This is a genomic window from Azospirillum argentinense, assembly GCF_000632475.1.
In the GTDB taxonomy this organism is placed as follows: domain Bacteria; phylum Pseudomonadota; class Alphaproteobacteria; order Azospirillales; family Azospirillaceae; genus Azospirillum; species Azospirillum baldaniorum.
The window spans coordinates 299,376-320,910 of sequence record NZ_CP007795.1; the positions used below are offsets into that span (position 1 = coordinate 299,376).

The 21,535-nt window shown below is 69.1% G+C and carries 21 protein-coding genes; 17 read left to right on the top strand and 4 right to left on the bottom strand.

The annotated features are described in order from the left end of the window. The first annotated feature begins 240 nt into the window (after positions 1 to 240). Positions 241 to 444 (top strand): DUF3008 family protein, encoded by a 204-nt coding sequence (locus ABAZ39_RS23845; protein ID WP_040136338.1) that lies wholly within the window; start codon positions 241 to 243, stop codon positions 442 to 444. Between the two features lie 40 nt (positions 445 to 484). Here ABAZ39_RS23845 and ABAZ39_RS23850 read toward each other — a convergent pair whose 3' ends face one another. After that, the gene (locus ABAZ39_RS23850; protein WP_040136340.1) at positions 485 to 1,090 is read right to left on the bottom strand and encodes a DedA family protein; all 606 of its coding nucleotides are present in this window, start codon (positions 1,088 to 1,090) and stop codon (positions 485 to 487) included. 210 nt (positions 1,091 to 1,300) lie between these two features. Here ABAZ39_RS23850 and glpD point away from each other — a divergent pair, with 210 nt between their 5' ends. From glpD to ABAZ39_RS23895, 9 genes are all read left to right on the top strand, one after another. Beyond that, positions 1,301 to 2,842, top strand: a complete 1,542-nt coding sequence (gene glpD, locus ABAZ39_RS23855; RefSeq protein WP_040136343.1) for a glycerol-3-phosphate dehydrogenase — start codon at positions 1,301 to 1,303, stop codon at positions 2,840 to 2,842. Between the two features lie 80 nt (positions 2,843 to 2,922). Beyond that, a complete protein-coding gene (locus tag ABAZ39_RS23860; RefSeq protein ID WP_040136345.1) occupies positions 2,923 to 4,026 on the top strand; it encodes an ABC transporter ATP-binding protein in 1,104 nt (367 codons plus the stop codon). Between the two features lie 17 nt (positions 4,027 to 4,043). Continuing rightward, positions 4,044 to 5,132, top strand: a complete 1,089-nt coding sequence (locus tag ABAZ39_RS23865; protein ID WP_040136348.1) for an ABC transporter ATP-binding protein — start codon at positions 4,044 to 4,046, stop codon at positions 5,130 to 5,132. Continuing rightward, positions 5,132 to 6,016, top strand: a complete 885-nt coding sequence (locus ABAZ39_RS23870; RefSeq protein ID WP_014242526.1) for a carbohydrate ABC transporter permease — start codon at positions 5,132 to 5,134, stop codon at positions 6,014 to 6,016. The genes ABAZ39_RS23865 and ABAZ39_RS23870 overlap by 1 nt, the downstream gene beginning before the upstream one ends. Positions 6,017 to 6,031: 15 nt before the next feature. Beyond that, a complete protein-coding gene (locus ABAZ39_RS23875) occupies positions 6,032 to 6,829 on the top strand; it encodes a carbohydrate ABC transporter permease (RefSeq protein WP_014242527.1) in 798 nt (265 codons plus the stop codon). Between the two features lie 20 nt (positions 6,830 to 6,849). Next, positions 6,850 to 7,143 (top strand): DUF2160 domain-containing protein, encoded by a 294-nt coding sequence (locus ABAZ39_RS23880; protein ID WP_040136351.1) that lies wholly within the window; start codon positions 6,850 to 6,852, stop codon positions 7,141 to 7,143. 58 nt (positions 7,144 to 7,201) lie between these two features. Then, complete coding sequence (locus ABAZ39_RS23885) at positions 7,202 to 8,956, top strand: ABC transporter substrate-binding protein (RefSeq protein WP_040136353.1); 1,755 nt, start codon at positions 7,202 to 7,204, stop codon at positions 8,954 to 8,956. A 154-nt stretch (positions 8,957 to 9,110) separates the two neighbouring features. Then, complete coding sequence (gene glpK, locus ABAZ39_RS23890) at positions 9,111 to 10,616, top strand: glycerol kinase GlpK (RefSeq protein ID WP_040136355.1); 1,506 nt, start codon at positions 9,111 to 9,113, stop codon at positions 10,614 to 10,616. A 12-nt stretch (positions 10,617 to 10,628) separates the two neighbouring features. Continuing rightward, positions 10,629 to 11,402: an SDR family NAD(P)-dependent oxidoreductase gene (locus tag ABAZ39_RS23895; RefSeq protein WP_040136358.1), complete on the top strand. Its 774-nt coding sequence runs from the start codon at positions 10,629 to 10,631 to the stop codon at positions 11,400 to 11,402. Here ABAZ39_RS23895 and ABAZ39_RS23900 read toward each other — a convergent pair. After that, entirely contained in the window at positions 11,392 to 11,958 is a 567-nt protein-coding gene (locus tag ABAZ39_RS23900) for an AAA family ATPase (protein ID WP_040136361.1), read from the bottom strand. The two genes, ABAZ39_RS23895 and ABAZ39_RS23900, sit on opposite strands and share 11 nt — an antisense overlap. Before the next feature lie 48 nt (positions 11,959 to 12,006). On the opposite strand from ABAZ39_RS23900, the gene ABAZ39_RS23905 reads away from it, so the two are divergent. Then, complete coding sequence (locus tag ABAZ39_RS23905) at positions 12,007 to 12,474, top strand: flavodoxin family protein (protein WP_040136364.1); 468 nt, start codon at positions 12,007 to 12,009, stop codon at positions 12,472 to 12,474. Between the two features lie 123 nt (positions 12,475 to 12,597). Further along, positions 12,598 to 13,938 carry a citrate synthase gene (gene gltA, locus ABAZ39_RS23910; protein ID WP_051658467.1) on the top strand — a complete coding sequence of 447 codons (1,341 nt, stop codon included), beginning with the start codon at positions 12,598 to 12,600 and terminating at the stop codon, positions 13,936 to 13,938. A 15-nt stretch (positions 13,939 to 13,953) separates the two neighbouring features. Here gltA and ABAZ39_RS23915 read toward each other — a convergent pair whose 3' ends face one another. Next, positions 13,954 to 14,817 (bottom strand): aldose 1-epimerase family protein, encoded by an 864-nt coding sequence (locus tag ABAZ39_RS23915; protein ID WP_040136366.1) that lies wholly within the window; start codon positions 14,815 to 14,817, stop codon positions 13,954 to 13,956. A gap of 22 nt (positions 14,818 to 14,839) precedes the next feature. After that, positions 14,840 to 15,466: a MarC family protein gene (locus ABAZ39_RS23920; RefSeq protein ID WP_237907691.1), complete on the bottom strand. Its 627-nt coding sequence runs from the start codon at positions 15,464 to 15,466 to the stop codon at positions 14,840 to 14,842. Between the two features lie 94 nt (positions 15,467 to 15,560). Here ABAZ39_RS23920 and ABAZ39_RS23925 point away from each other — a divergent pair, with 94 nt between their 5' ends. The 5 genes from ABAZ39_RS23925 to cheB all read left to right on the top strand — a co-directional run bounded on the left by ABAZ39_RS23925 (position 15,561) and on the right by cheB (position 21,490). Continuing rightward, positions 15,561 to 16,058 carry a response regulator transcription factor gene (locus ABAZ39_RS23925; RefSeq protein WP_247881760.1) on the top strand — a complete coding sequence of 166 codons (498 nt, stop codon included), beginning with the start codon at positions 15,561 to 15,563 and terminating at the stop codon, positions 16,056 to 16,058. Between the two features lie 40 nt (positions 16,059 to 16,098). Then, complete coding sequence (locus ABAZ39_RS23930; RefSeq protein ID WP_198129061.1) at positions 16,099 to 16,722, top strand: chemotaxis protein CheC; 624 nt, start codon at positions 16,099 to 16,101, stop codon at positions 16,720 to 16,722. Between the two features lie 90 nt (positions 16,723 to 16,812). Then, complete coding sequence (locus tag ABAZ39_RS23935) at positions 16,813 to 18,786, top strand: methyl-accepting chemotaxis protein (protein WP_040136371.1); 1,974 nt, start codon at positions 16,813 to 16,815, stop codon at positions 18,784 to 18,786. 22 nt (positions 18,787 to 18,808) lie between these two features. After that, the gene (locus tag ABAZ39_RS23940) at positions 18,809 to 20,371 is read left to right on the top strand and encodes a chemotaxis protein CheW (protein WP_040136373.1); all 1,563 of its coding nucleotides are present in this window, start codon (positions 18,809 to 18,811) and stop codon (positions 20,369 to 20,371) included. A gap of 18 nt (positions 20,372 to 20,389) precedes the next feature. Further along, positions 20,390 to 21,490, top strand: coding sequence for a chemotaxis-specific protein-glutamate methyltransferase CheB (gene cheB, locus ABAZ39_RS23945; protein ID WP_040136375.1), 1,101 nt, complete (start codon positions 20,390 to 20,392; stop codon positions 21,488 to 21,490). Positions 21,491 to 21,535 lie beyond the last annotated feature (45 nt).

Below are 21,535 nucleotides of genomic sequence, written 5' to 3' on the forward strand. Positions count from 1 at the left end.
TTGTCAACGAGTGATACAACTCAGAGAAATTTTAGAAAAAGAGAAAGCCACATTACGGATATGGAATGACCAGGGCATACCAACGTGTGGTTATGGCGTGCCGATCGGCGCCGTATCGGCCCTGCGTGGGGTGAAGCGGTTGCGATGGGGCATCAAAAGTTGCAGAGCCGATGTGCGAGAACGGAATCCGCTCCCGCCCTGTTGATGGAACGAGCGTTCACATCACAGGTGGAGGGACGGATGGGCAAGGCGGAGTCCAAGAAGCAGCAGATGGCTGCGGGGGCGGCGCTGGCCGCCAAGCGCGGGGAACAGCCGGAGTCCAGCCTGCGCGGCGCATCGAAGGAAATGGCCAAGTCGATGAGCGAGAAGGAACTGCGGGAGATGGCGTCCGCGAAGCGCAAGGACCTGCCCACCCGCGGTTCGAAGGATGATGCGGAGAATTGATGTCGGGCTGTTGTAGGGGAATTGACGGGGGAGTCCCCCGTCAGTTCTGTTCCTGCGGGCGGAAGGTGGCGACGCGGTAGGCGTACCAGACGGCGATGGCGGCGATGACCAGCTTGGCCACCGGGTCCATCCACCCCGACACCTTGTCGTACTGCCCCTCCAGCAGATAACCCGCCCCGGCGAGGACCAGCGACCACAGCGCCGTCCCGATGGTCGAATAGACCAGGAAGCGGGCCAGCCCCATCCCGGCGATCCCGGCGGGAACGGAGATCAGCGTGCGCACCGCCGGGATCAGGCGCCCGATCAGCACCGACGCCCCGCTGTGCCGGTGGAACCAGCCCGCCGCCTCGTCAACCTGCGCGGGCGCCACCGTCAGCCAGCGGCCATGCCGGGCGGCCAGCCGTTTCAGCCGCTCGCTGCCCAGCCACAACCCAGCATAGTACCAGAACAACGCTCCCGCCACCGATCCCGCGGTGCCCGCCAGAACCACCAGCGGCAGGCTGAGATCCCCGCGGGCGGCAACGAATCCGGCCAGCGGCATGATGAGTTCCGATGGGATGGGCGGAAAGACGTTTTCCAGCAGCATCAGAAGCGCGATGCCGGCGTAGCCGCCGCTTTCGACCAAGTTTGTGATCCACTCGAACACGCGGTCCTCCGGTTCCGGTTGCCTGGATAACCCTCCGGCGCCGCGGGAGTTCACCGGCTCCCCCAACGAGGGAGGGGGGATGGCGCCATGTCCTTTCGTATCACTTTCACTTTTTTCGTATTGCGGGCCGCTGAACCCTCGGCTACCGTTTGAAACGAAAGCAAAGGCGCAGACCGCAAAGGGCGGGCGCACAGCGGAGAGGAGGGATGGATGGCCGGGGTCTACGACCTTGCCATCGTCGGCGGCGGCATCAACGGCTGTGGCATCGCGCGCGATGCCGCGGGGCGGGGCTGCTCCGTCTATCTGTGCGAACAGAAGGATCTGGCGTCGGGCACGTCCTCGGCCTCGACCAAGCTGATCCACGGCGGCCTGCGCTACCTGGAATATTACGAGTTCCGGCTGGTCCGCGAGGCGCTGCGCGAGCGCGAGGTGCTGTGGCGCATGGCGCCGCACATCATCTGGCCGCTGCGCTTCGTCCTGCCCCATCTGCCCGGCCTGCGGCCATCCTGGTTCCTGCGGCTGGGCCTGTTCCTCTACGACCATCTCGGCGGGCGGGAGAAGCTGCCGGGCACGCGCGGGCTCGATCTGCGCAACGATCCGGCGGGGAAGCCGCTGAAGCCCGGTTTCGGTCGCGCTTTCGAATATTCGGATTGCTGGGTCGACGACGCGCGTCTGGTGGTCCTGAACGCGCAGAACGCCGCCCGCATGGGCGCGACGATCCGCACCCGCACCCGCTTCCTGGGCGCCGTCCGCGAGGATGGACTGTGGACCGTGACGGTGGAGGACACGCGCAGCGGCCAGCGCAGCAGCATCCGCGCCCGCGCTCTGGTCAACGCCGCCGGCCCCTGGGTGTCGGAGGTGATGCGGCAGGGCGCGCGCTCCACGGTGGAGGCGCGCATCCGTCTGGTCCAGGGCTCGCACATCGTGGTGCCGAAGTTGTTCGACCACGACCGCTGCTACATCTTCCAGAACGCCGACAAGCGCATCGTCTTCGCCATCCCCTACGAGCGCGACTTCACCCTGATCGGCACCACCGACAACGACTACCAGGGCGATCCCGCGAACGTCCGCGCGTCGGAGGCGGAGATCGCCTATCTCTGCGCCGCCGCCGGGGACTATTTCGCCAAGCCGGTGACCCCGGCCGACGTGGTGTGGACCTATTCCGGCGTCCGCCCGCTCTACGACGACGGCGCCTCGACGGCGCAGGCGGCGACCCGCGACTATGTGCTGGCGCTCGACGCGCCGGGCGACGGCAAGGCGGCGCTGCTCAACATCTTCGGCGGCAAGATCACCACCTACCGCCGTCTGGCCGATGCGGCCATCGCCAAGCTGGCGCCCTTCCTGCCGAAGCTCGCTCCGGGAGCCTCGGACTGGAGCAGCGCCGGGACCCTGCCGGGCGGCGATTTCCCGGTGGACGGCGTTGCGGCGCTGGTCGCCGAACTGCGCGGGCGGGCGCCCTTCCTGACCCAGCCGCATCTGGAGCGGCTGGCGCGCACCTACGGTACCCGCGCCCGCCGGATTCTCGACAGCGCCGCACGGCCGGAGGATCTGGGCCGCGACTTCGGCGGGACTCTGACCGAGGCCGAGGTCCGCTATCTGATGACGGAGGAATGGGCGGAGACCGCCGAGGACGTGCTGTGGCGCCGGACCAAGCTGGGGCTGCGGCTGGACCCCGCCCAGGCCCAGGCGCTCGACGCCTTCATGACCGAGGAGCGCAGCCGAAGGGAGAGGGCATCCGACGCCGCGGAATAGCGGGCGCGGAAAACAGGCTGGAAACAGGGCGACAAGAACCATCTCAATAAAGAAAAAATGAATATTGGGGAGGAAGGCCGGTGGGCTTGGTTCTGGACAAGGTCAGCAGGCATGTCGGCGGCCACGTTCACCTGGAGAACGTGTCGCTGAGCCTGGAGCGCGGGTCGCTGAACGTTCTGCTGGGGCCGACCCTGTCGGGCAAGACGTCGCTGATGCGGCTGATGGCCGGGCTGGACGTGCCCAGCGCCGGGCGCGTGCTGGTGGACGGGGTGGACGTGACGGGGCGGCATGTCCGCGAACGCTCCGTCGCCATGGTCTACCAGCAGTTCATCAACTACCCGTCCCTGACCGTCTACGAGAACATCGCCTCTCCCCTGAGGGTCGCCCGCCGGCCCAAGGACGAGATCGACCGCAAGGTGCGGGAGGCCGCCCGCCTGCTGAAGCTGGAGCCCTACCTGCAGCGCACGCCGCAGCAGCTGTCCGGCGGTCAGCAGCAGCGCACCGCCATCGCCCGCGCCCTGGTCAAGGAGGCGCAGCTCGTCCTGCTCGACGAGCCGCTGGCCAACCTGGACTACAAGCTGCGCGAGGAGCTGCGGGAGGAGTTGCCGAAAATCTTCGCCGCGACCGGCGCGGTCTTCGTCTACGCGACGACGGAGCCGGCGGAGGCGCTCCTGCTCCGCGGCAACACGGCGACGCTGTGGGAAGGGCGGCTGGCGCAGTTCGGGCGCACCCCGGACGTCTACCGCCGCCCGGCCAACCTGACCAGCGCGCGCGTCTTCTCCGACCCGCCGCTCAACACCATGCGGGTGCACAAGCGCGGTCTGCAGATCGTTCTGGCGACGGGCGAGCACGGGCCGGCGCGGGGCGTCCTGGCGGAGCTGCCGGACGACGACTACACCATCGGCTTCCGTGCCGACCACCTGCACCTGACGCGGCCCCACGCCGACGCGATGTCCCTGAGCGGTGCGGTGGCGGTCAGCGAGATCACCGGGTCGGAGAGCTTCGTCCATATCGACCTGCCGCGCACCGATGGCGGAACCGACCGTTGGGTCGCCGTTACGCGCGGCGTGCTGGAGGTCGAGCCGGGCGAGCGGATCGAGTGCTTCATCGACCCGCGGCGGCTGTTCGTGTTCGGCCATGACGGGCGGCTGGCCGCGGCGCCGCCGCTGGTCATGGCGGCGTGACGGGGAGGGCGGACGGCATGGCGCGCATCGACCTTCAATCCCTCGGCCACAGCTACACATCCAATCCCAAAGGCGACGACGACTACGCGCTGAAGCCGATGACCCATGTGTGGGAGCAGGGCGGGGCTTACGCGCTGCTCGGGCCGTCGGGCTGCGGCAAGACAACGCTTCTCAACATCATCTCCGGCCTGCTGACCCCCAGCGAGGGGCGGGTGCTGTTCGACGGCAAGGACGTGACGGCGCTGCCGACCGAGGCGCGCAACATCGCCCAGGTCTTCCAGTTCCCCGTCGTCTACGACACCATGACGGTCTACGAGAACCTCGCCTTTCCGCTGCGCAACCGCGGCCTGCGCGGGGCGCCGCTCGACGCGCGGGTGCGCGAGATCGCCGGGCTGCTCGACCTGACGGCGGACCTGAACCGGCGCGGGCGAAACCTGACCGCCGACGCCAAGCAGAAGATTTCGCTGGGGCGTGGGCTGGTCCGCCCGGACGTGGCGGCCATCCTGTTCGACGAGCCGCTGACCGTCATCGACCCCCATTTGAAATGGGAGCTGCGGTCGAAGCTGAAGGCGCTGCACCGCGCGCTCGACCTGACGATGATCTACGTGACCCACGACCAGACGGAGGCGCTGACCTTCGCCGACAAGGTGGTGGTGATGCATGACGGGCGCGTCGTGCAGGTGGGGCGCCCGCAGGAGCTGTTCGAGCGCCCGGCCCACGTCTTCGTCGGCCATTTCATCGGGTCGCCGGGCATGAACGTCCTGCCGGCCGAGGTGTCGGGCCGCGCCGCGCGGGTCGGTGGTCACGTCATCGCGCTGCGCCGCGGCTATCCGACGCTCAATGGTGGGGCGAAAATCGAAATCGGCGTGCGGCCGGAATTCGCCACGCTGGCGCCCGCCGGGGCCGGCGGCGTGCCGGTGCGGGTGCGCCGGCTGGACGACCTCGGGCGCACGCGCATCGCGCGGGTGGAACTGTCCGGCCTGCCGATGGCGGCGACGGTGCCGGAGGATCTGGCGCTGGCGGGGGACGAGGCGTCGCTGCTGCTCGATCCCGCCATGGTGCATGTCTACGCGGACGGAACGCTCGTGGAAGGGGAGGCGGCGTGATGGACAAGCCCGTCAACCAGGGGGCCTGGCTGCTCGTCCTGCCGGTTCTGCTGATCGTCGCCTTCTCGGCCATCCTGCCGCTGATGACGGTGGTCAACTACTCGGTGCAGGACACCTTCGGGAACAACCAGTTCTTCTGGAATGGCATCGGCTGGTACCAGGAGCTTCTCGACCCCTCCACCGACCTCGGCGGGCGGTTCTTCGACGCGCTGTGGCGCAACCTGCTGTTCTCGCTGCTGATCCTTCTGATCGAGGTGCCGCTGGGCATCGCCGTGGCTCTGAGCATGCCGCGCCACGGCTGGCGGGTGGCGGCGACCTTGGTGGTGCTGGCGCTGCCGTTGCTGATCCCGTGGAACGTCGTCGGCACCATCTGGCAGATCTTCGCCCGCGAGGACATCGGCCTGCTAGGCTGGGCGGTCAACCGGCTGGGCATCCCCTACAACTACACGGCGGACCCGCTGTCGGCCTGGGTGACCATCGTGGTGATGGACGTCTGGCACTGGACCTCGCTGGTGGCGCTGCTCTGCTACGCCGGTCTGCGCTCCATCCCCGACGCCTTCTATCAGGCGGCAAGGATCGACGGGGCCTCGCGCTGGGCGGTGTTCCGCAACATCCAATTGCCGAAGATGCACCGGGTGCTGCTGATCGCCGTTCTGCTGCGCTTCATGGACAGCTTCATGATCTACACCGAGCCCTTCGTGGTGACCGGCGGCGGCCCCGGCAACTCGACCACCTTCGTGTCGATCGACCTCGTGAAGCTGGCGCTGGGGCAGTTCGACCTGGGCAAGGCGGCGGCGCTGTCCATCGTCTACAACCTGATCATCCTGGCGGTCTGCTGGGTCTTCTACACCGTCATGACCCGCATGGACGCGCAACGGAACTAGCAAAGGAAACGGGCCATGCTGCGCGCACGGATCGTCCTCACGCTCTACATCCTGTTCCTGATGCTGCCGATCTACTGGCTCGTGAACATGAGCCTGAAGACGAACACCGAGATCGTCAGCGGCCTGACGCTGTGGCCCCACACCCTGACCTTCGAGAATTACCGACGCATCTTCACCGATTCGTCCTGGTATTCGGGCTACCTGAACTCGCTGCAATATGTGGCGCTGAACACGGTGCTGTCGATCGCGCTGGCCCTGCCGGCGGCCTACGCCTTCTCGCGCTACCGCTTCGTGGGCGACAAGCATCTGTTCTTCTGGCTGCTGTCCAACCGCATGGCCCCGGCGGCGGTCTTCGCGCTGCCCTTCTTCAACCTCTACTCGGCCATCGGGCTGTTCGACACGCCGCTCGCCGTGGCGCTGGCCCACTGCCTGTTCAACGTGCCGCTGGCGGTGTGGATTCTGGAGGGCTTCATGTCGGGGGTACCGCGGGAGATCGACGAGACCGCCTATCTCGACGGCTACAGCTTTCCGCGTTTCTTCGTGAAGATCTTCATGCCGCTGGTGGCCAGCGGGATCGGCGTCACCGCCTTCTTCTGCTTCATGTTCAGCTGGGTCGAACTGCTGCTGGCGCGCACGCTGACCTCGGTGGACGCCAAGCCCATCGCGGCGACGATGACGCGCACCGTCTCGGCCTCCGGCATGGATTGGGGGCTGCTGGCGGCGGCGGGGGTGCTGACCATCCTGCCCGGCGCGCTGGTGATCTGGTTCGTGCGCAACTACATCGCCAAGGGCTTCGCCCTGGGCCGCGTCTGACGGGAGGGAAGGACGCCGCCATGGACACCGTCACCGAACACCTCGCCTGGATGGCCTGGACCTGGCAGACCGGCGCCTTCTTCGCCGTCATCGCCGGGCTGCTGACCCTGCTCACCGTCCTGGCGCTCAACCGGCCGGAGGTGGCGCGCCCCGGCGTGCTGGGCATCACCACGACGCGCGGGGACCGGCTGTTCATCACGCTGCTCGGCAGCGCCTTCATCCACCTCGCCTGGCTGGGGCTGGGGGGCGGGGAGGTGCAGTACGCGACGGCACTTTCGCTTCTCTACGCCGCGGCGGTCTTCCGCTGGGTGTGACGGCCGGCCGTTGCCGGCCGGAACGGGCCTATAACAATGGAAACGGGAGGAATAAACGATGCGTACCCTGTATCTCGCCTCCGCATCCGCGGCGGCGCTTCTTCTGTCATCGGCCCCGGCCTTCGCCGACATCGAGGCGGCCAAGCGCTGGATCGACAGCGAGTTCCAGCCTTCGACCCTATCGAAGGAGGACCAGCTGAAGGAAATGCAGTGGTTCATCGACGCCGCCAAGCCCTTCGCCGGGATGGAGATCAACGTCGTCTCCGAAACCATCACCACCCATGAGTACGAGGCCCGGACGCTCGCCAAGGCCTTCAGCGAGATCACCGGCATCAAGCTGCGCCACGACCTGATCCAGGAAGGCGACGTGGTCGAAAAGATCCAGACGCAAATGCAGTCCGGCAAGAACATCTACGACGCCTGGATCAACGACAGCGACCTGATCGGCACCCATTTCCGCTACAAGCAGGTGGTTCCCCTCACCGACTGGATGGACGGGGAGGGCAAGGACGTCACCCTGCCGACGCTGGACGTGAAGGACTTCATCGGCACGTCCTTCACCACCGCGCCGGACGGCAAGCTCTACCAGCTTCCCGACCAGCAGTTCGCCAACCTCTACTGGTTCCGCTACGACTGGTTCACCAACCCGGACATCAAGGCCAAGTTCAAGGCCAAGTACGGCTACGAGCTGGGCGTCCCGGTCAATTGGTCGGCCTATGAGGACATCGCCGAGTTCTTCACCAACGACGTGAAGGAGATCGACGGCGTCAAGGTCTACGGCCACATGGACTACGGCAAGAAGGACCCGTCGCTCGGCTGGCGCTTCACCGACGCGTGGCTGTCGATGGCCGGAAACGGGGACAAGGGCCTGCCCAACGGCAAGCCGGTGGACGAGTGGGGCATCCGCATGGAGGGCTGCAGCCCGGTCGGCTCCTCCATCGAGCGGGGCGGCGACACCAACGGCCCGGCCGCCGTCTACTCCGTTACCAAATACGTGGAGTGGCTGAAGAAATACGCGCCGCCGCAGGCCGCGGGCATGACCTTCTCCGAATCCGGCCCGGTGCCGGCCCAGGGCAACGTCGCGCAGCAGATGTTCTGGTACACCGCCTTCACCGCCGACATGGTGAAGGACGGCCTGCCGGTGGTGAACGCCGACGGCACGCCGAAATGGCGCATGGCCCCGTCGCCCAAGGGCGCCTATTGGAAGGACGGCATGAAGCTGGGCTACCAGGACGCCGGGTCGTGGACGCTGCTGAAATCCACCCCGGTGGACCGCCGCAAGGCGGCGTGGCTCTACGCCCAGTTCACCATGGCGAAGTCGGTCAGCCTGAAGAAGAGCCATGTCGGCCTGACCTTCATCCGGGAAAGCGACATCTGGGACAAGAGCTTCACCGAGCGCGCGCCGAAGCTGGGCGGGCTGGTCGAGTTCTACCGTTCCCCGGCGCGCGTGCAGTGGACGCCGACCGGCGTGAACGTGCCGGATTACCCGAAGCTGGCGCAGCTCTGGTGGCAGAACATCGGCGATGCCTCGTCGGGCGCCAAGACGCCGCAGGCGGCGATGGACGCGCTGGCCGCGGCCCAGGATTCGGTGATGGAGCGTCTGGAGCGGTCGGGCGTGCAGGGCGAATGCGGGCCGAAGCTGAACAAGAAAGAGTCGGCGGAGTTCTGGTTCGCCAAGGCCGAGAAGGACGGCACCACCGCGCCGCAGCGCAAGCTGTCCAACGAGAAGCCCAAGGGCGAGACGGTGGACTACGACCAGCTCATCAAGTCCTGGCCGGCCTCGCCGCCGAAGAAGGCCGCGATGGCGCAGTGACGGTATAATAGCCCACAAAATAACCCTCTCCCCTCTGGGGAGAGGGGAGGGTGGGGGGATGTGCATGGCGGGACGTCCGGCAAACGCGCAACCCCCTCACCCTAACCCCTCTCCCCAGAGGGGAGAGGGAACGAACGAGACCATAGGAAAGACCATGTCTGAAGCCGGCCACGTCCTCGCCATCGATCAGGGCACCACCTCCACCCGCGCCATCGTCTTCGACCGGCGGGGCGTCCCCGCCGGGGTGGCCCGGCGCGAGTTCGCGCAGCATTATCCGAACGACGGCTGGGTGGAGCACGATCCGGAGGACATCTGGCGCGACACCGTGGCGGTGATGCGGGGGGCCGTGGACGAGGCCGGGCTGAGCGCCGCGGACATCGCCGCCATCGGCATCACCAACCAGCGCGAAACCACCGTCGTCTGGGACCGCCGCACGGGCGAGCCGGTGCACCGCGCCATCGTCTGGCAGGACCGCCGCACGTCCGACCTCTGCCGCAGGCTGGTCGAGGAGGGCTGCGGGCCGCTGGTGCGGCGCAAGACCGGTCTGCTGATCGACTCCTACTTCTCCGCCACCAAGATCGCCTGGATTCTCGACCATGTCCCCGGCGCGCGGGAGCGGGCGGAGCGGGGCGAACTGTGCTTCGGCACCATCGACAGCTTCCTGCTGCACCGGCTGACCGGTGGGCGGGTGCATGCGACCGACGCGACCAACGCCTCGCGCAGCATGGTCTTCGACATCCACCGCCAGGACTGGGACGACGAGCTTCTCGCCCTGTTCCGCATCCCCCGCGCCATGATGCCGGAGGTGCTGGACAGCAGCGCCGAGTTCGGCGCGACGGAGCCGGACCTGCTGGGCCGCGCCATCCCGATCACCGGCATTGCCGGCGACCAGCAGGCGGCGACCTTCGGGCAGGCCTGCTTCGAGCCGGGGATGGTCAAGTCCACCTACGGCACCGGCTGCTTCGCCCTGCTGAACACTGGCGACGAACCGGTGGAATCGCGCTCCAACATGCTAACCACCGTCGCTTACCGGCTGGACGGGCGGACGACCTACGCGCTGGAGGGCTCCATCTTCATCGCCGGGGCGGCCATCAAGTGGCTGCGCGACGGGCTGGGGATCATCACCCACGCCTCGCAGACCGACGACATGGCGACCCGCGTTCCGGACAGCCACGGCGTCTATCTGGTGCCGGCCTTCGTTGGACTGGGCGCCCCCCACTGGGACCCCGAGGCCCGTGCCGCCATTTTCGGCCTGACGCTGGACGCCGGCCCGGCCCACATCGCCCGCGCCGCGCTGGAGGCTGTGGCCTTCCAGACGCGCGACCTGCGCGACGCCATGGTTTCCGACTGGTCGGCCGCGCACACGGCGACCTCCGACGCGCTGCGGGTGGACGGCGGCATGGCGGCGAACGACTGGCTGTGCCAGTTCCTGGCCGATGTGCTGGACCTGCCGGTGGAACGCCCGGCGGTGATCGAGACGACCGCGCTGGGTGCCGCCGGGCTCGCTGGGTTGAAGGCCGGGGTCTACCGCGATCAGGCGGCGTTGGCCGGCGCCTGGCGCTGCGACCGCCGGTTCGAGCCGCGAATGGATGCGGCCAAGCGGGGTCGCCTGTACGACGGCTGGCTGGACGCGGTGCGCCGCGTGCGCCGCGAACGCTGAGGGGCACGAGCCATGACTCTGTTGGGCGAGGACCTGCGCGGCAAGCGCGTGCTGGTGACCGGCAGCAGCCGGGGCATCGGGGCGGCGGTGGGCACCGCTTTCGCCAGCCTGGGCGCGCGGGTGGCGCTCCACGGTTCTGGTGGCAACGATGCCGCGGCGAGGCTGGCGCTCGCCCTGACGGCGGGCGGGACGGAGGTCTACGCTGTCACCGGCGACTTCCGCGACCCGCGCGCCGTGGAGTCGGCGGTGGACGCCGCGGTGCAGGCGCTGGGAGGGCTGGACATCCTCGTCAACAACGCCGGCACTATGGTCGGGCGGGTGCCGCTGGAGCGGGTCGGCGACGATTTCCTGGACGAGGTGATCGACCTCAACCTGCGCTCGGTCGTCGTGGCCTGCCGGCGCGCCCTGCCGGCATTGCGGGCCGCTGGGGGCGGGACCATCGTCAACACCGTCTCCATCTCCGCCCGCACCGGGGGCAGCCCCGGCTCGTCGATCTACAGCGCGTCGAAGGCCTTCGTATCGACCTTCACCCGCTCCCTGGCGGCGGAGCTGGCGCCGGACCGCATCCGCGTCAACGCCGTCTCGCCCGGCACCATCGACACCGATTTCCACCAGCGCTACTCCTCGCCGGAGAAGCTGGCGGCGACTGCGGCGCGCATCCCGCTGGGCCGGCTGGGCACGGCGGAGGACTGCGTCGGCGCCTATCTGTTCCTGGCGTCCGAGGTGCTCAGCGGCTACATCACCGGGCAGGTGATCGAGGTGAACGGCGGCCAACTCATGGCCTGAGCGGCCCCGACCCGGCAAGCCGATCCAGGACGAAGCGCAGCCGCTCCGCCACCGGAGCCTTGGGCAGTTCGACCAGCTCGTAACCCAGGCCGCCGTAGCTCTCGACCATGGCGTCGTGGGTTGCCGCGGCCTCAGCCAGGGTCTGCCGGCGCTCGGCGTCCGGCGCGAAAATCTCCGGCCAAGGCGGTGCGATGAAGACGGTCCGGTGATAGCGGAAGCGGCGAGCCGCCGTCTCCATATGCGCGGGAACCGGGCGCTTCATCAGGCGCAGATAGCCGAGGATGTCCGGGATGCCGCGGTCGAAGAAGACCGTTCCCGCCTGCTCCCGCGCGAGGCGGAGGGAGCGCAGTTCCCAGCACAGCATCAGCTCCGCGAAGGCCGACGGGTCGATCCAGGGCAGCGCCGAACCGCCGATGGCCGTCTGGTCCTGGATGATGGCGCGGCCCGCCTCCACGCTGTGGACGTGGCCTTCGCGGGCCAGCGCGTCGATCAGGGTGCTTTTCCCGGAGCCGGGGCCACCCGTGATAACGACGAAGCGGCGCGCGTCTTCGCTCATGGGACGTTCTCCTGTGTTGTTGGTACAGTCGTCGTGGAAAGGACGATCATGCCGCCCAAGCGCCTCCTCGTCGTCGCCCACTGCCCGTCGCCCAACACGCGGGCGTTGCTGGACGCTGTGCTGCGCGGGGCGCGGTCGCCGGAGGTGCAGGGGGTGGAGGTGGTGGCGAAACCGCCGCTTGAGGCCGGGCCGGAGGACGTGCTGGAGTCGCAGGGCGTGATCCTCGGGACGACCGAGAATCTGGGCTATATGAGCGGGGCGCTCAAGGATTTCTTCGACCGCAGCTATTATCCCTGCCTGGAGCGCACGCAGGGGCTGCCCTACGCGCTGTTCGTGCGGGCGGGCCATGACGGGACGGGGACCTGCCGCGCCGTCGCCTCCATCGCGACGGGGCTGCGCTGGCGCCCGGTGCAGGAACCGCTGGTCTGCCGCGGCCCGTACCGCGACGATTTCGCCGCCTCCTGCGAAGAGCTGGGGCTGCTGATGGCCGCCGGCTTGGAGGCAGGGATCTTCTGACGGCCTATGCCCGGCGGGGTGGCATCTATCGGGAGTGCTATTGACGGCACCCCCCATTCATACAGTCTCCTACGTGCAACGAAACAGCGTCACGCCCGATGACGCGTGCATAAGGAGGGGCCGATGGAGAGCAGCAAGGGCCGGCCGGTCTGGCGCGGCGAGGTCAAGCAGGTCGGGACGATCACGGTCACCGACGACACGACCGGAAAAACCGTCAAGCTGCCGCTGCTGGAAGGCGAAACCGGCCCGCGCGCCATCGACGTGCGCAAGCTCTACGCCGAAACCGGCTATTTCACCTTCGACCCCGGCTTTACCTCCACGGCGAGCTGCGAGTCGGCGATCACCTACATCGACGGCGACGAAGGCATCCTCCTGCACCGCGGCTACGCCATCCAGGATCTGGCGGAGAACTGCGATTACCTGGAGGTCTGCCACCTGCTGCTGCGCGGCGAGCTGCCGAATCCGCAGCAGAAGGAGGAGTTCGAGCGCACCATCACCTACCACACCATGGTGCACGAGCAGTTGAGCCGCTTCTACAGCGGGTTCCGCCGCGACGCGCACCCCATGGCGGTGATGTGCGGGGTGACCGGCGCCCTGTCGGCCTTCTACCACGACTCGACGGACATCCTCGACCCGCGCCAGCGGATGATCGCCGCGCACCGGCTGATCGCCAAGATGCCGACGATGGCCGCCATGGCCTACAAATATTCGGTCGGCCAGCCCTTCATGTATCCGCGCAACGACCTCAGCTACGCGGAAAACTTCCTCTACATGACCTTTGGGACGCCGTGCGAGACCTGGAAGGTCGATCCGGTCCTGGCCCGCGCCATGGACAAGATCTTCATCCTGCACGCCGACCACGAGCAGAACGCCTCGACCTCCACGGTGCGGCTGGCCGGCTCGTCGCACGCCAACCCCTTCGCCTGCATCGCCTCGGGCATCGCGGCGCTGTGGGGGCCGGCCCACGGCGGCGCCAACGAGGCCGTGCTGCTGATGCTGGAGGAGATCGGTTCGGTTGAGCGCATCCCCGAATTCATCAAGCGCGCCAAGGACAAGAACGATCCCTTCCGCCTGATGGGCTTCGGCCACCGGGTCTACAAGAACTACGACCCGCGCGCCAAGATCATGCGCCAGACCTGCTACGAGGTGCTGGACGTGCTGGGCATCAAGGACGAGCCGCACCTCGCCATCGCCATGGAGCTGGAGAAGATCGCACTGGAGGACCCCTACTTCGTCGAGAAGAAGCTGTATCCGAACGTCGACTTCTATTCCGGCATCATCCTCAAGGCGATGGGCTTCCCGACCAGCATGTTCACCGTGCTGTTCGCGCTGGCCCGCACCGTCGGCTGGATTTCCCAGTGGCAGGAGATGATCGAGGACCCGCAGCAGAAGATCGGGCGTCCCCGCCAGCTCTACACCGGCAATCCGGGCCGCCCCTTCGTTCCGCTGAACAAACGCGGCTGACGGAACGCCGGTCCTTTACCCCACGGCGATGCGGTAGCTCAGCTCCCGCGTCGCTCCGGGGGCGATGTGCAGCAGCCCCGGCTTGTCCGCGAACTCCCCGTCGAACTCCGCCGGGGAGGCGTGGCCGTGCCAGGGCTCGATGCACAGGAAGGGCGCGCCGGCCGGTTTTGACCAGATGCCCAGCTCGCGGAAGCCGTCCCAGGAGACGGTGAGGACCGGGGTGCCGGGCGCCCCGTAGCGGACGGAACGGCTGGCTGGTCGGTCGAGGATCACCGCGTCCCGCGTGAACAGCCCCTCGTTCAGCGCCAAGCGACGGCCCTCGATGGGCGTCGGCTCGGGCCGCGGCGCCAGCAGGCCGCCCTCGACGCGGCGGATCGCCGCGGGCTCGTCGGTTTCGAACAGAAGCTCATGCGCCTCCTTCGGAACGCCGTCCTGCAACGGCCAGAGGAAGGCCGGATGCACGCCGAGCGAGGCGGGCAGCGTCTCATCGCCTGGATTGGTGATGCGGTGGCGGATGGTCAGCCCGTCCGCGTCCAGCTCGAAAATCAGCTCCAAACGGAAGGCGAAGGGATAAAACGCGCGGGTCTGCGCATCGTCGGACAGTGACAGGCGGCAGCGGGTAGGCGCGTGCTCCTCCCAGGCGAAGCGGCGGTCGCGGGCGAAGCCGTGCTGCGTCATGCGGTAGGTCCGTCCCTGGTGGCGCAACGTGTCGTCCTTCAGCCGGCCGACGATGGGGAACAGCACCGGCGCGTGGCGCGGCCATTCCGGACCGGCCTGCCAGAGCAGCTCCCGCCCGTCGAGGGACAGCGAGCACAGCTCCGCCCCGTCGGCCTTGATCGCGGCGCCGAGGCGTCCGTTGCTGAGCGTGTGCCGGTCCATGGGGCTGCGTCCTTTGCGGAGATCAGTGGGGCGGATAAACGGCGGTGATGCCTTCGATGATCGTCTGGGCGGCCAGCGCCGCCAGGACGATACCCAGAACGCGGCTGACCGTGTGGATCACCGTGCGTCCAAGCAGTTTGTTCACCAGATCGGCGACGACCAGCAGCGCCATGACGCTGCCCACGGCGACCGCGGCGGCTCCCAGAACCATGCCCTGACCGCCCAGCGTCGCGCCGTAGCGGTCCATCAGCAGCAGTGTCGAGGTGATGGCGCCCGGCCCGGCGATCAACGGGATCGCCAGCGGGAAGACGGCGAGGTCGTGAGCCTCCTCCTCCGTCCGAGCGTCGTCGGCGGTGCGCTCCTTGCGCTCGGCCCGGCGCTGGAACAGCATTTCGAAGGCAATCCAGAACAGCAGCGCGCCGCCGGCGATGCGGAAGGCCGGCATGCCGATGGACAGGGCGCTCAGCACCAACTCGCCCAGATAGGCGAAGAAGACGATGATGGCGAAGCTGATCAGCGGGCCGCGCAGGGCGATGGTCCGCTTGCGCCGGCTGTCGAAGCCGCGGGTGAGGCCGAGATAGATCGGAACCAGCCCGATCGGATCGACCACGACGAGAAACACCACGAGCGCGCTGATGAAATCTTCCACGGACGGAACCCCGGACGGCATGACCCTGTTGGCCCACCTTCTGTTAGCAAAGCCACCACGGGCGGCCAAGGGGAGGCGCGCCGAAAAACGCTGATTGCGGACCTCAATCCATGCTGGCGCGCAGCGTGGCGACGGTTATAATCGCTTCACAATTCAAATTTTCTCTCCTCCCGGAGCACAGGCGTTGAGCAAGACCGTAATCGTCGTGGACGACAGCAAGCTGTCCCGCATGCATGTCCGCGGCATAATACTTCGGAACAAGCCGGATTGGACGGTCATCGAAGCGGCGAACAGCGCTGAACTTTATGGAAAACTCGACGAAAGTGATATCCATATCGCCATAATCGACTTCAACATGCCGGGCGACAACGGCCTGGAGGCCGCCGCCCGCCTGCTGCAGGCGAAGCCGGACATCCGCGTCGCCATCATCACGGCCAACGCCCAGGATTCGGTGGTGTCCGGCATCCGCGCGCTGGGTGCCGCCTTCATGCCCAAGCCGCTGGAGGAGGAGCAGATGGCCCGGTTCCTCACCGCCGCCAGCCTGCCGCGCCGGCCGCCGCCCACTGATGGCGCCGGTGGAGGCGCCGGTTGACCGGAACGGTCCGGCCGGCGCGCCGATGGACCCGATCCCCATGAGGTTTGAGCTGGACGATCTGGAACATGATGCGCTGACGGAGCTGGGAAACATCGGCGTTGGCCGGGCGTCCACGGCGCTCAGCCGGATGATCGGCGGGCCGGTGGAGCTCTCCGTGCCGATGGTCAGCCTCGTTCCCGGGGACCGGGTCTCCGGCCTGCTTCGGTCGGCGCTGCCGGGGGCGCTGATCGCGGTGACGGAGTGCCTGTCCGGCACCTTCCTCGGCTCGGCGATTCTGCTGATGCCGGAACGCAGCGGCCTGCCTCTGGCCGCCGCCGCGCTGCCGCCCGGCGTCCCCAAGGAAGACGCGGTGGAGCTGGTGGAGGAGGTGCTGGCCGAGGTTGGCAACATCGTGCTGAACAGCTGCCTGTCCTCCATGGGGAATCTCCTGGGCGTCGCGGTCGGCACCACCCTGCCGCAGGTCTTGCGCGGCGTGGGGGATGATCTCCTGGAACGCTGCGGCGTCGCCCTGACGGCGGAGGCGCAGGCCATCCTGTTCCACGTCACCTTCCGGACGCCGCCCCACGACGTCGAGGGAACCGTCGTTCTGGCGCTCGACGCCGGATCGGCGATGGAGCTGAAGGCGGCCATCGGGCGCTACATCGGCCGGGTGCTGGCCTGAGGGCGGGCAACCGCCGGCAACGAACGCAAGCCAATCAACAAGAGCCACCGCCAGAGAAACACGGGCTCGCGGGACAAGGGGTTTTGAATCATGGCTTTGGTCAAGAAGAAGCGGATCGACACGGCGAACGCCTCCCGCAACGCGGACATCGGCGAGGACACGGTGGCGCTTCCCGATGACGCCGCACTCCCCGGCCAGCCCGATAACGCCCTGTCGACCCGTCGAGCGGCGGAGGTGCGGCGGCGCGCCCGCGCCGGGAACCGGCGGCGCAAGGCCGCGGAAGGCATCGCCGCGGCGGCGAACGAGCTTGCCAGCGGCGTGACCCAGGCCGCCGCCGCCGCCGAGGAACTGCGCAAGGCGATGGAGCAGGTGGCCGCCGGCGCGGAGGAGGCGGCCAGCGCCACCCAGCAGTCGCAGCGGATGATCGACCGCAGCGCCAGCCTGATCGGGCGGGCGCGCGGCAACGCCGAATCCTCGCTGTCGCGGATCGAGGCGCTGCAGGCGCTGATGAAGGAGGTCAGCGGGCAGATCCTCACCTCCGTCGATGGGCTGGTCCGCGCCGCCACGCGGCAGGAGGCCGCCGTCGCCCTGGTCCGCGATCTGGAGCGGCAGGCGGCGGAGATCGGCACCATCGTCGAGGGAGTGGCGGTCATGGCCGACCAGACCAACCTCCTGGCCCTGAACGCCGCCATCGAGGCCGCGCGCGCAGGCGACGCCGGGCGCGGCTTCGCCGTGGTGGCCGACGAGGTGCAGGCCCTCGCCGAGCGCTCCGAACGCTCCGCCAACGAGATCAACCGCATGGTCGCGGAGATCCAGAAGGCGGTGGGTGCCATCGCCGAGAGCATCGTGGCCGGTGCGGACGCGTCCAAGGCGGAGGTGGAGCGGGGCCGCCAGATCGCCGGCCAGCTCGACCGGGTGCGCGACGGCATGGGGGACATCGCCCGCGGTGCCCAGGAGACCATCAAGGCCGCGCTGGAAGCCGATTCCGCCGGGCGGGAGGCGCAGCGCGGCGCCGAGAGCGTGGCCTCCGCCGCGGAGGAGCAGGCGGCGGCGAGCGAGGAGGCGCTGAAGACGGTCGGCGAGCAGGCCAAGGCGCTGGCCCAGAGCGAGCAGGCCGCCGGTCAGTTGTCCGATCTGGCCGACGAGCTGACCGGCACCACCGACGTCCACCGCGCCGCCGGTGATCTCGCCTCCGCCGCCGAGCAGCTCTCCGCCGCCATTGAGGAGATCAACCGCGCCGCCGCCCAGATCATGGCGGCGATCACCCAGATCTCCCGCGGCGCCCAGGCCCAGGGGGCGGCGACCCACCAGTCGAGCAGCGCCATCGCGGAGATCGAGGCCAGCGCCCGGCTCGGCCACAGCCGCGCCGAGGAGGCGCTGCAACGCTGCGTCGGCCTGGAGGCGCTGCTGTCCGAGACGCAGGACATGGTGGGCGCCCTGACCGCCGGGGTGGGCGAGGCGGTGGCCGCCAGCCGCCGCACTGTGGAGCGCATCGGCGCCATGGAGCAGATCGGTCGACGCATCGACAAGGTGGTCGACGCCATCTCGATCATCGCCATCCAGACCGGCATGCTGGCGGTCAGCGGCTCCATCGAAGCGGCGCGGGCCGGGGAGTTCGGGCGCGGCTTCACCGTCGTCAGCAACGACATCCGCAACCTCGCCCGCGACAGCTCGGAGAATGTTGAGCGGGTGAAGGACATCGTCCACGCCATCCAGGACCAGATCGGGCGAGTCCGCCGCGACATCGAGGACATCGGGAGCGAGACGGCGCGCCAGTCCCTGCGCCATCAGGAGTTCGCCGGCAGCCTCGCCGCCTCCATCGCCGACCTGCGCACCGTGACCTCCGGCAGCCGCGAGATCGTCGAGAACGCCGGTGAGGTGCAGCGCGCCGTGGCGGAGGCGCAGAAGGGCGTGGAGCAGGTCGCCGCCGCGGCCAACCAGGCCAACCGCTCGGCCAACGAAGCGGCCAAGGCCGCGCGGGAGCAGGCCAAGGGAGCCGAGGAACTGGCCGCCGCCATCGAGGAGATCGCGGCCATGGCCGAAGAACTGCAAGGGGCCGGCTGACCGGCCGGCGGGGAGACGACCCATGGCCGCGATCATCCGCCGCGACGGCGTGCGTTCCTTCGTCCTCTTCACGGTCGGCGGCATGGGGTTGGCCCTGCCGCTGGACAGCGTGCTGGAAATCCTGCGCCCGCCCTCCCTGGTGCCGATCCCGCTGGGGCCGCCCAGCCTGGAAGGACTGGCCCGGCGGCGCGGCGCCGTGCTGCCGGTCATCGGGCTGCGCCGGGTCCTGGGCCTTGCTGGAGCCGGGGCCGGGGAGGGTGGAGCCGGTGATGGGGAGACGAAGGCGGCGCGGCTGCTGATCCTCCGTCACAACGGCCAGCCGGTCGGTCTGCTGGTGGACCGCGTGTCGGGCCTGTCCACCGTGGACGAGGGCCGCATCGCCGATTCCGCGACGGCGCCGGATCCATCCATCGACGCCGATCTTCTGGCCGGCGCCATCCTGGCCGGAGACGGGGCCGCGGGGGACGGCGCACTGATCCTCGACCCTGGCCCGCTGATCGAGCGCCAGTTCGCCGACCTTGGGCGGGGACCGGCGGGAAGCGCCGATTTCAGCGCGGCGCCCCAGCCGAAGACCGTTGCCGCGGTGAGCCAGGACGAGGAACAACTCGTCGTCCTCACCGTTGCGGAACAGGAGTTCGCGTTGCCCGTGGCGGCGGTGCAGGAGGTCGTTCCGGTTCCCGAGACGGTGATCCGCGTCCCCCGCGCCCGCCCTCATCTTCTGGGCATGATGACGCTGCGCGACGGGCTGCTTCCCCTGGTCGGGCTGCGGGAGCTGTTCGGGCTCGACGCCGCGCTCGATGCCACGGCGGATCGGGGCCGTGGCAAGGTGGCCGTCCTGCGCACGGCGGAGGGGCTGGTCGGTGTGGCGGTGGAGGATGTGCGGGAAATCCTGCGCGTTCCCCGCGAACGGATCGACCCGGTGCCGCCGCTGATGGCGCGGGAGGCGGAGTTCGAGGATATGGACGGCATCGCGCGGCTGGACGGCGGCGCGCGGCTGATCCCGGTCCTGTCGGCGGAACGGCTGTTCCGTCATGGTGCGGGCAGTGGCGCCGGGGTGGGCATTCATGCCCAAGGGCGCGAAGGAGAGGCGGCTGTGGCGACGGAAGCGGAGGCGGAGCGGGCGGAGGCCTTCGTGGTGTTCCGGCTGGCCGGGGCGGAATACGGCCTGCCGGTCGCGGCTGTGCAGGAGGTGCTGCGCCAGCCCGACGCCGTGACCCCGCTGCCCAACGCGCCGGACTTCGTCAGCAGCGTGACGACCCTGCGCGGGGGCGTCCTGCCGCTGGTCGCGCTGCGCCGCCTGCTGCGCCTGCCGGAGGAGCGGGAGGCCGGCGGCGATCGGGGCCGCGTGGTGGTGATCGCCGCGGGGGCGGCCCGCGCCGGGCTGCTGGTGGACGGCATGGCCGGAATCGTCCGCATCCCGGACGGCGCCATCGGGCCGGCCCCCGTCGTGTCGCAGGCCCAGCACCGGCTGATCCGCCGCATCGGCGCGCTGGAGAGCGCCGCGGAACGGCGGATGATCCTGCTGATGGATCCGGCGGAATTGCTGGACATGGACCAGCTCGCCGACCTGCTGGCCACCGTCTGATCGGAAGGTGGTCCCGTCATGCTGAAGGTCCTGGTCGTCGATGATTCGGCGCTGATGCGGCGGCGCATCGGCGACATTCTCTCGTCCGCCGGCTTCGCGGTGGAGACCGCCGCCGACGGGGCGGAGGCGCTGGAACGGCTGCCCGGCTTCGATCCGGATGTGGTGACCCTGGACGTCACGATGCCCGGCATGGACGGCCTCGCCTGTCTGAAGCGCATCATGATCGAGCATCCCAAGCCGGTGGTGATGGTCTCGGCCCTGACCGCGGACGGGGCGGAGGTGACGCTGGAGGCCCTGCGGCTGGGGGCGGTGGAGGCTGTGCGCAAGCCGTCGGGGGTCGGCGCCATCGCCGGCATCGCCGAGGAGTTGGTCGCCACCGTGCGGGCTGCCGCCGGATCGCGCCCGCGTCGGGTGCTGGGGCTGCGGGAGCGGTTGCGCCGGGCGCGCGAGCGCATCGTCGGGGAGGACTTCCTGGCGGACGCTCCCCTGTCCAAGCCGCGGACCGTGGCCGACGGTGACGAGGACGGCGGCAGGCCGGGTGAGGGGCTGGTGCTGATCGGCGTGTCCACCGGCGGGCCGCGCACGCTGGAGGACATCCTGCCGCTTTTGCCGGCGGATTTTCCCTGGCCGGTGGTGGTGGTCCAGCACATGCCCGCCAGCTTCACCGGGCCGCTGGCCCGCCGCCTCGACACCATCTCCGCCGTGACGGTGGTGGAGGCCGCGACGGCCACCGCGCTCCAGCCGGGGATGGCGTGCATCGCGCGCGGCGGCGCCGACCTGCAGATCGTCCGGCGCGGCGGGCGGCTCTGCGCCCAGCCCGTCCCGGCGGACGAGCGGCGGAGCTGGCATCCCAACGTGGATCGGCTGGTCGAGAGCGCCCTGCGCGCCGTGGCACCGTCACGGCTGATCGGCGTTCTTTTGACGGGCATGGGGTCGGACGGGGCGGTCTCGATGGCGGAACTGCGCCGCCAGGGTGGGCGCACCATCGCGGAGGCCGAGTCCAGCGCCGTCGTTTTCGGCATGCCGCAGGAGCTGATCCGCCGCGGCGGCGCCGACATGGTGCTGCCGTCCGACCGGGTGGCCCAGCAGGTGACGCGGTGGGTGATGGCCGCCGAATGATGGCCAGCAATGATGGCTGGTGGGTGATGAAATGAACGCGACAGG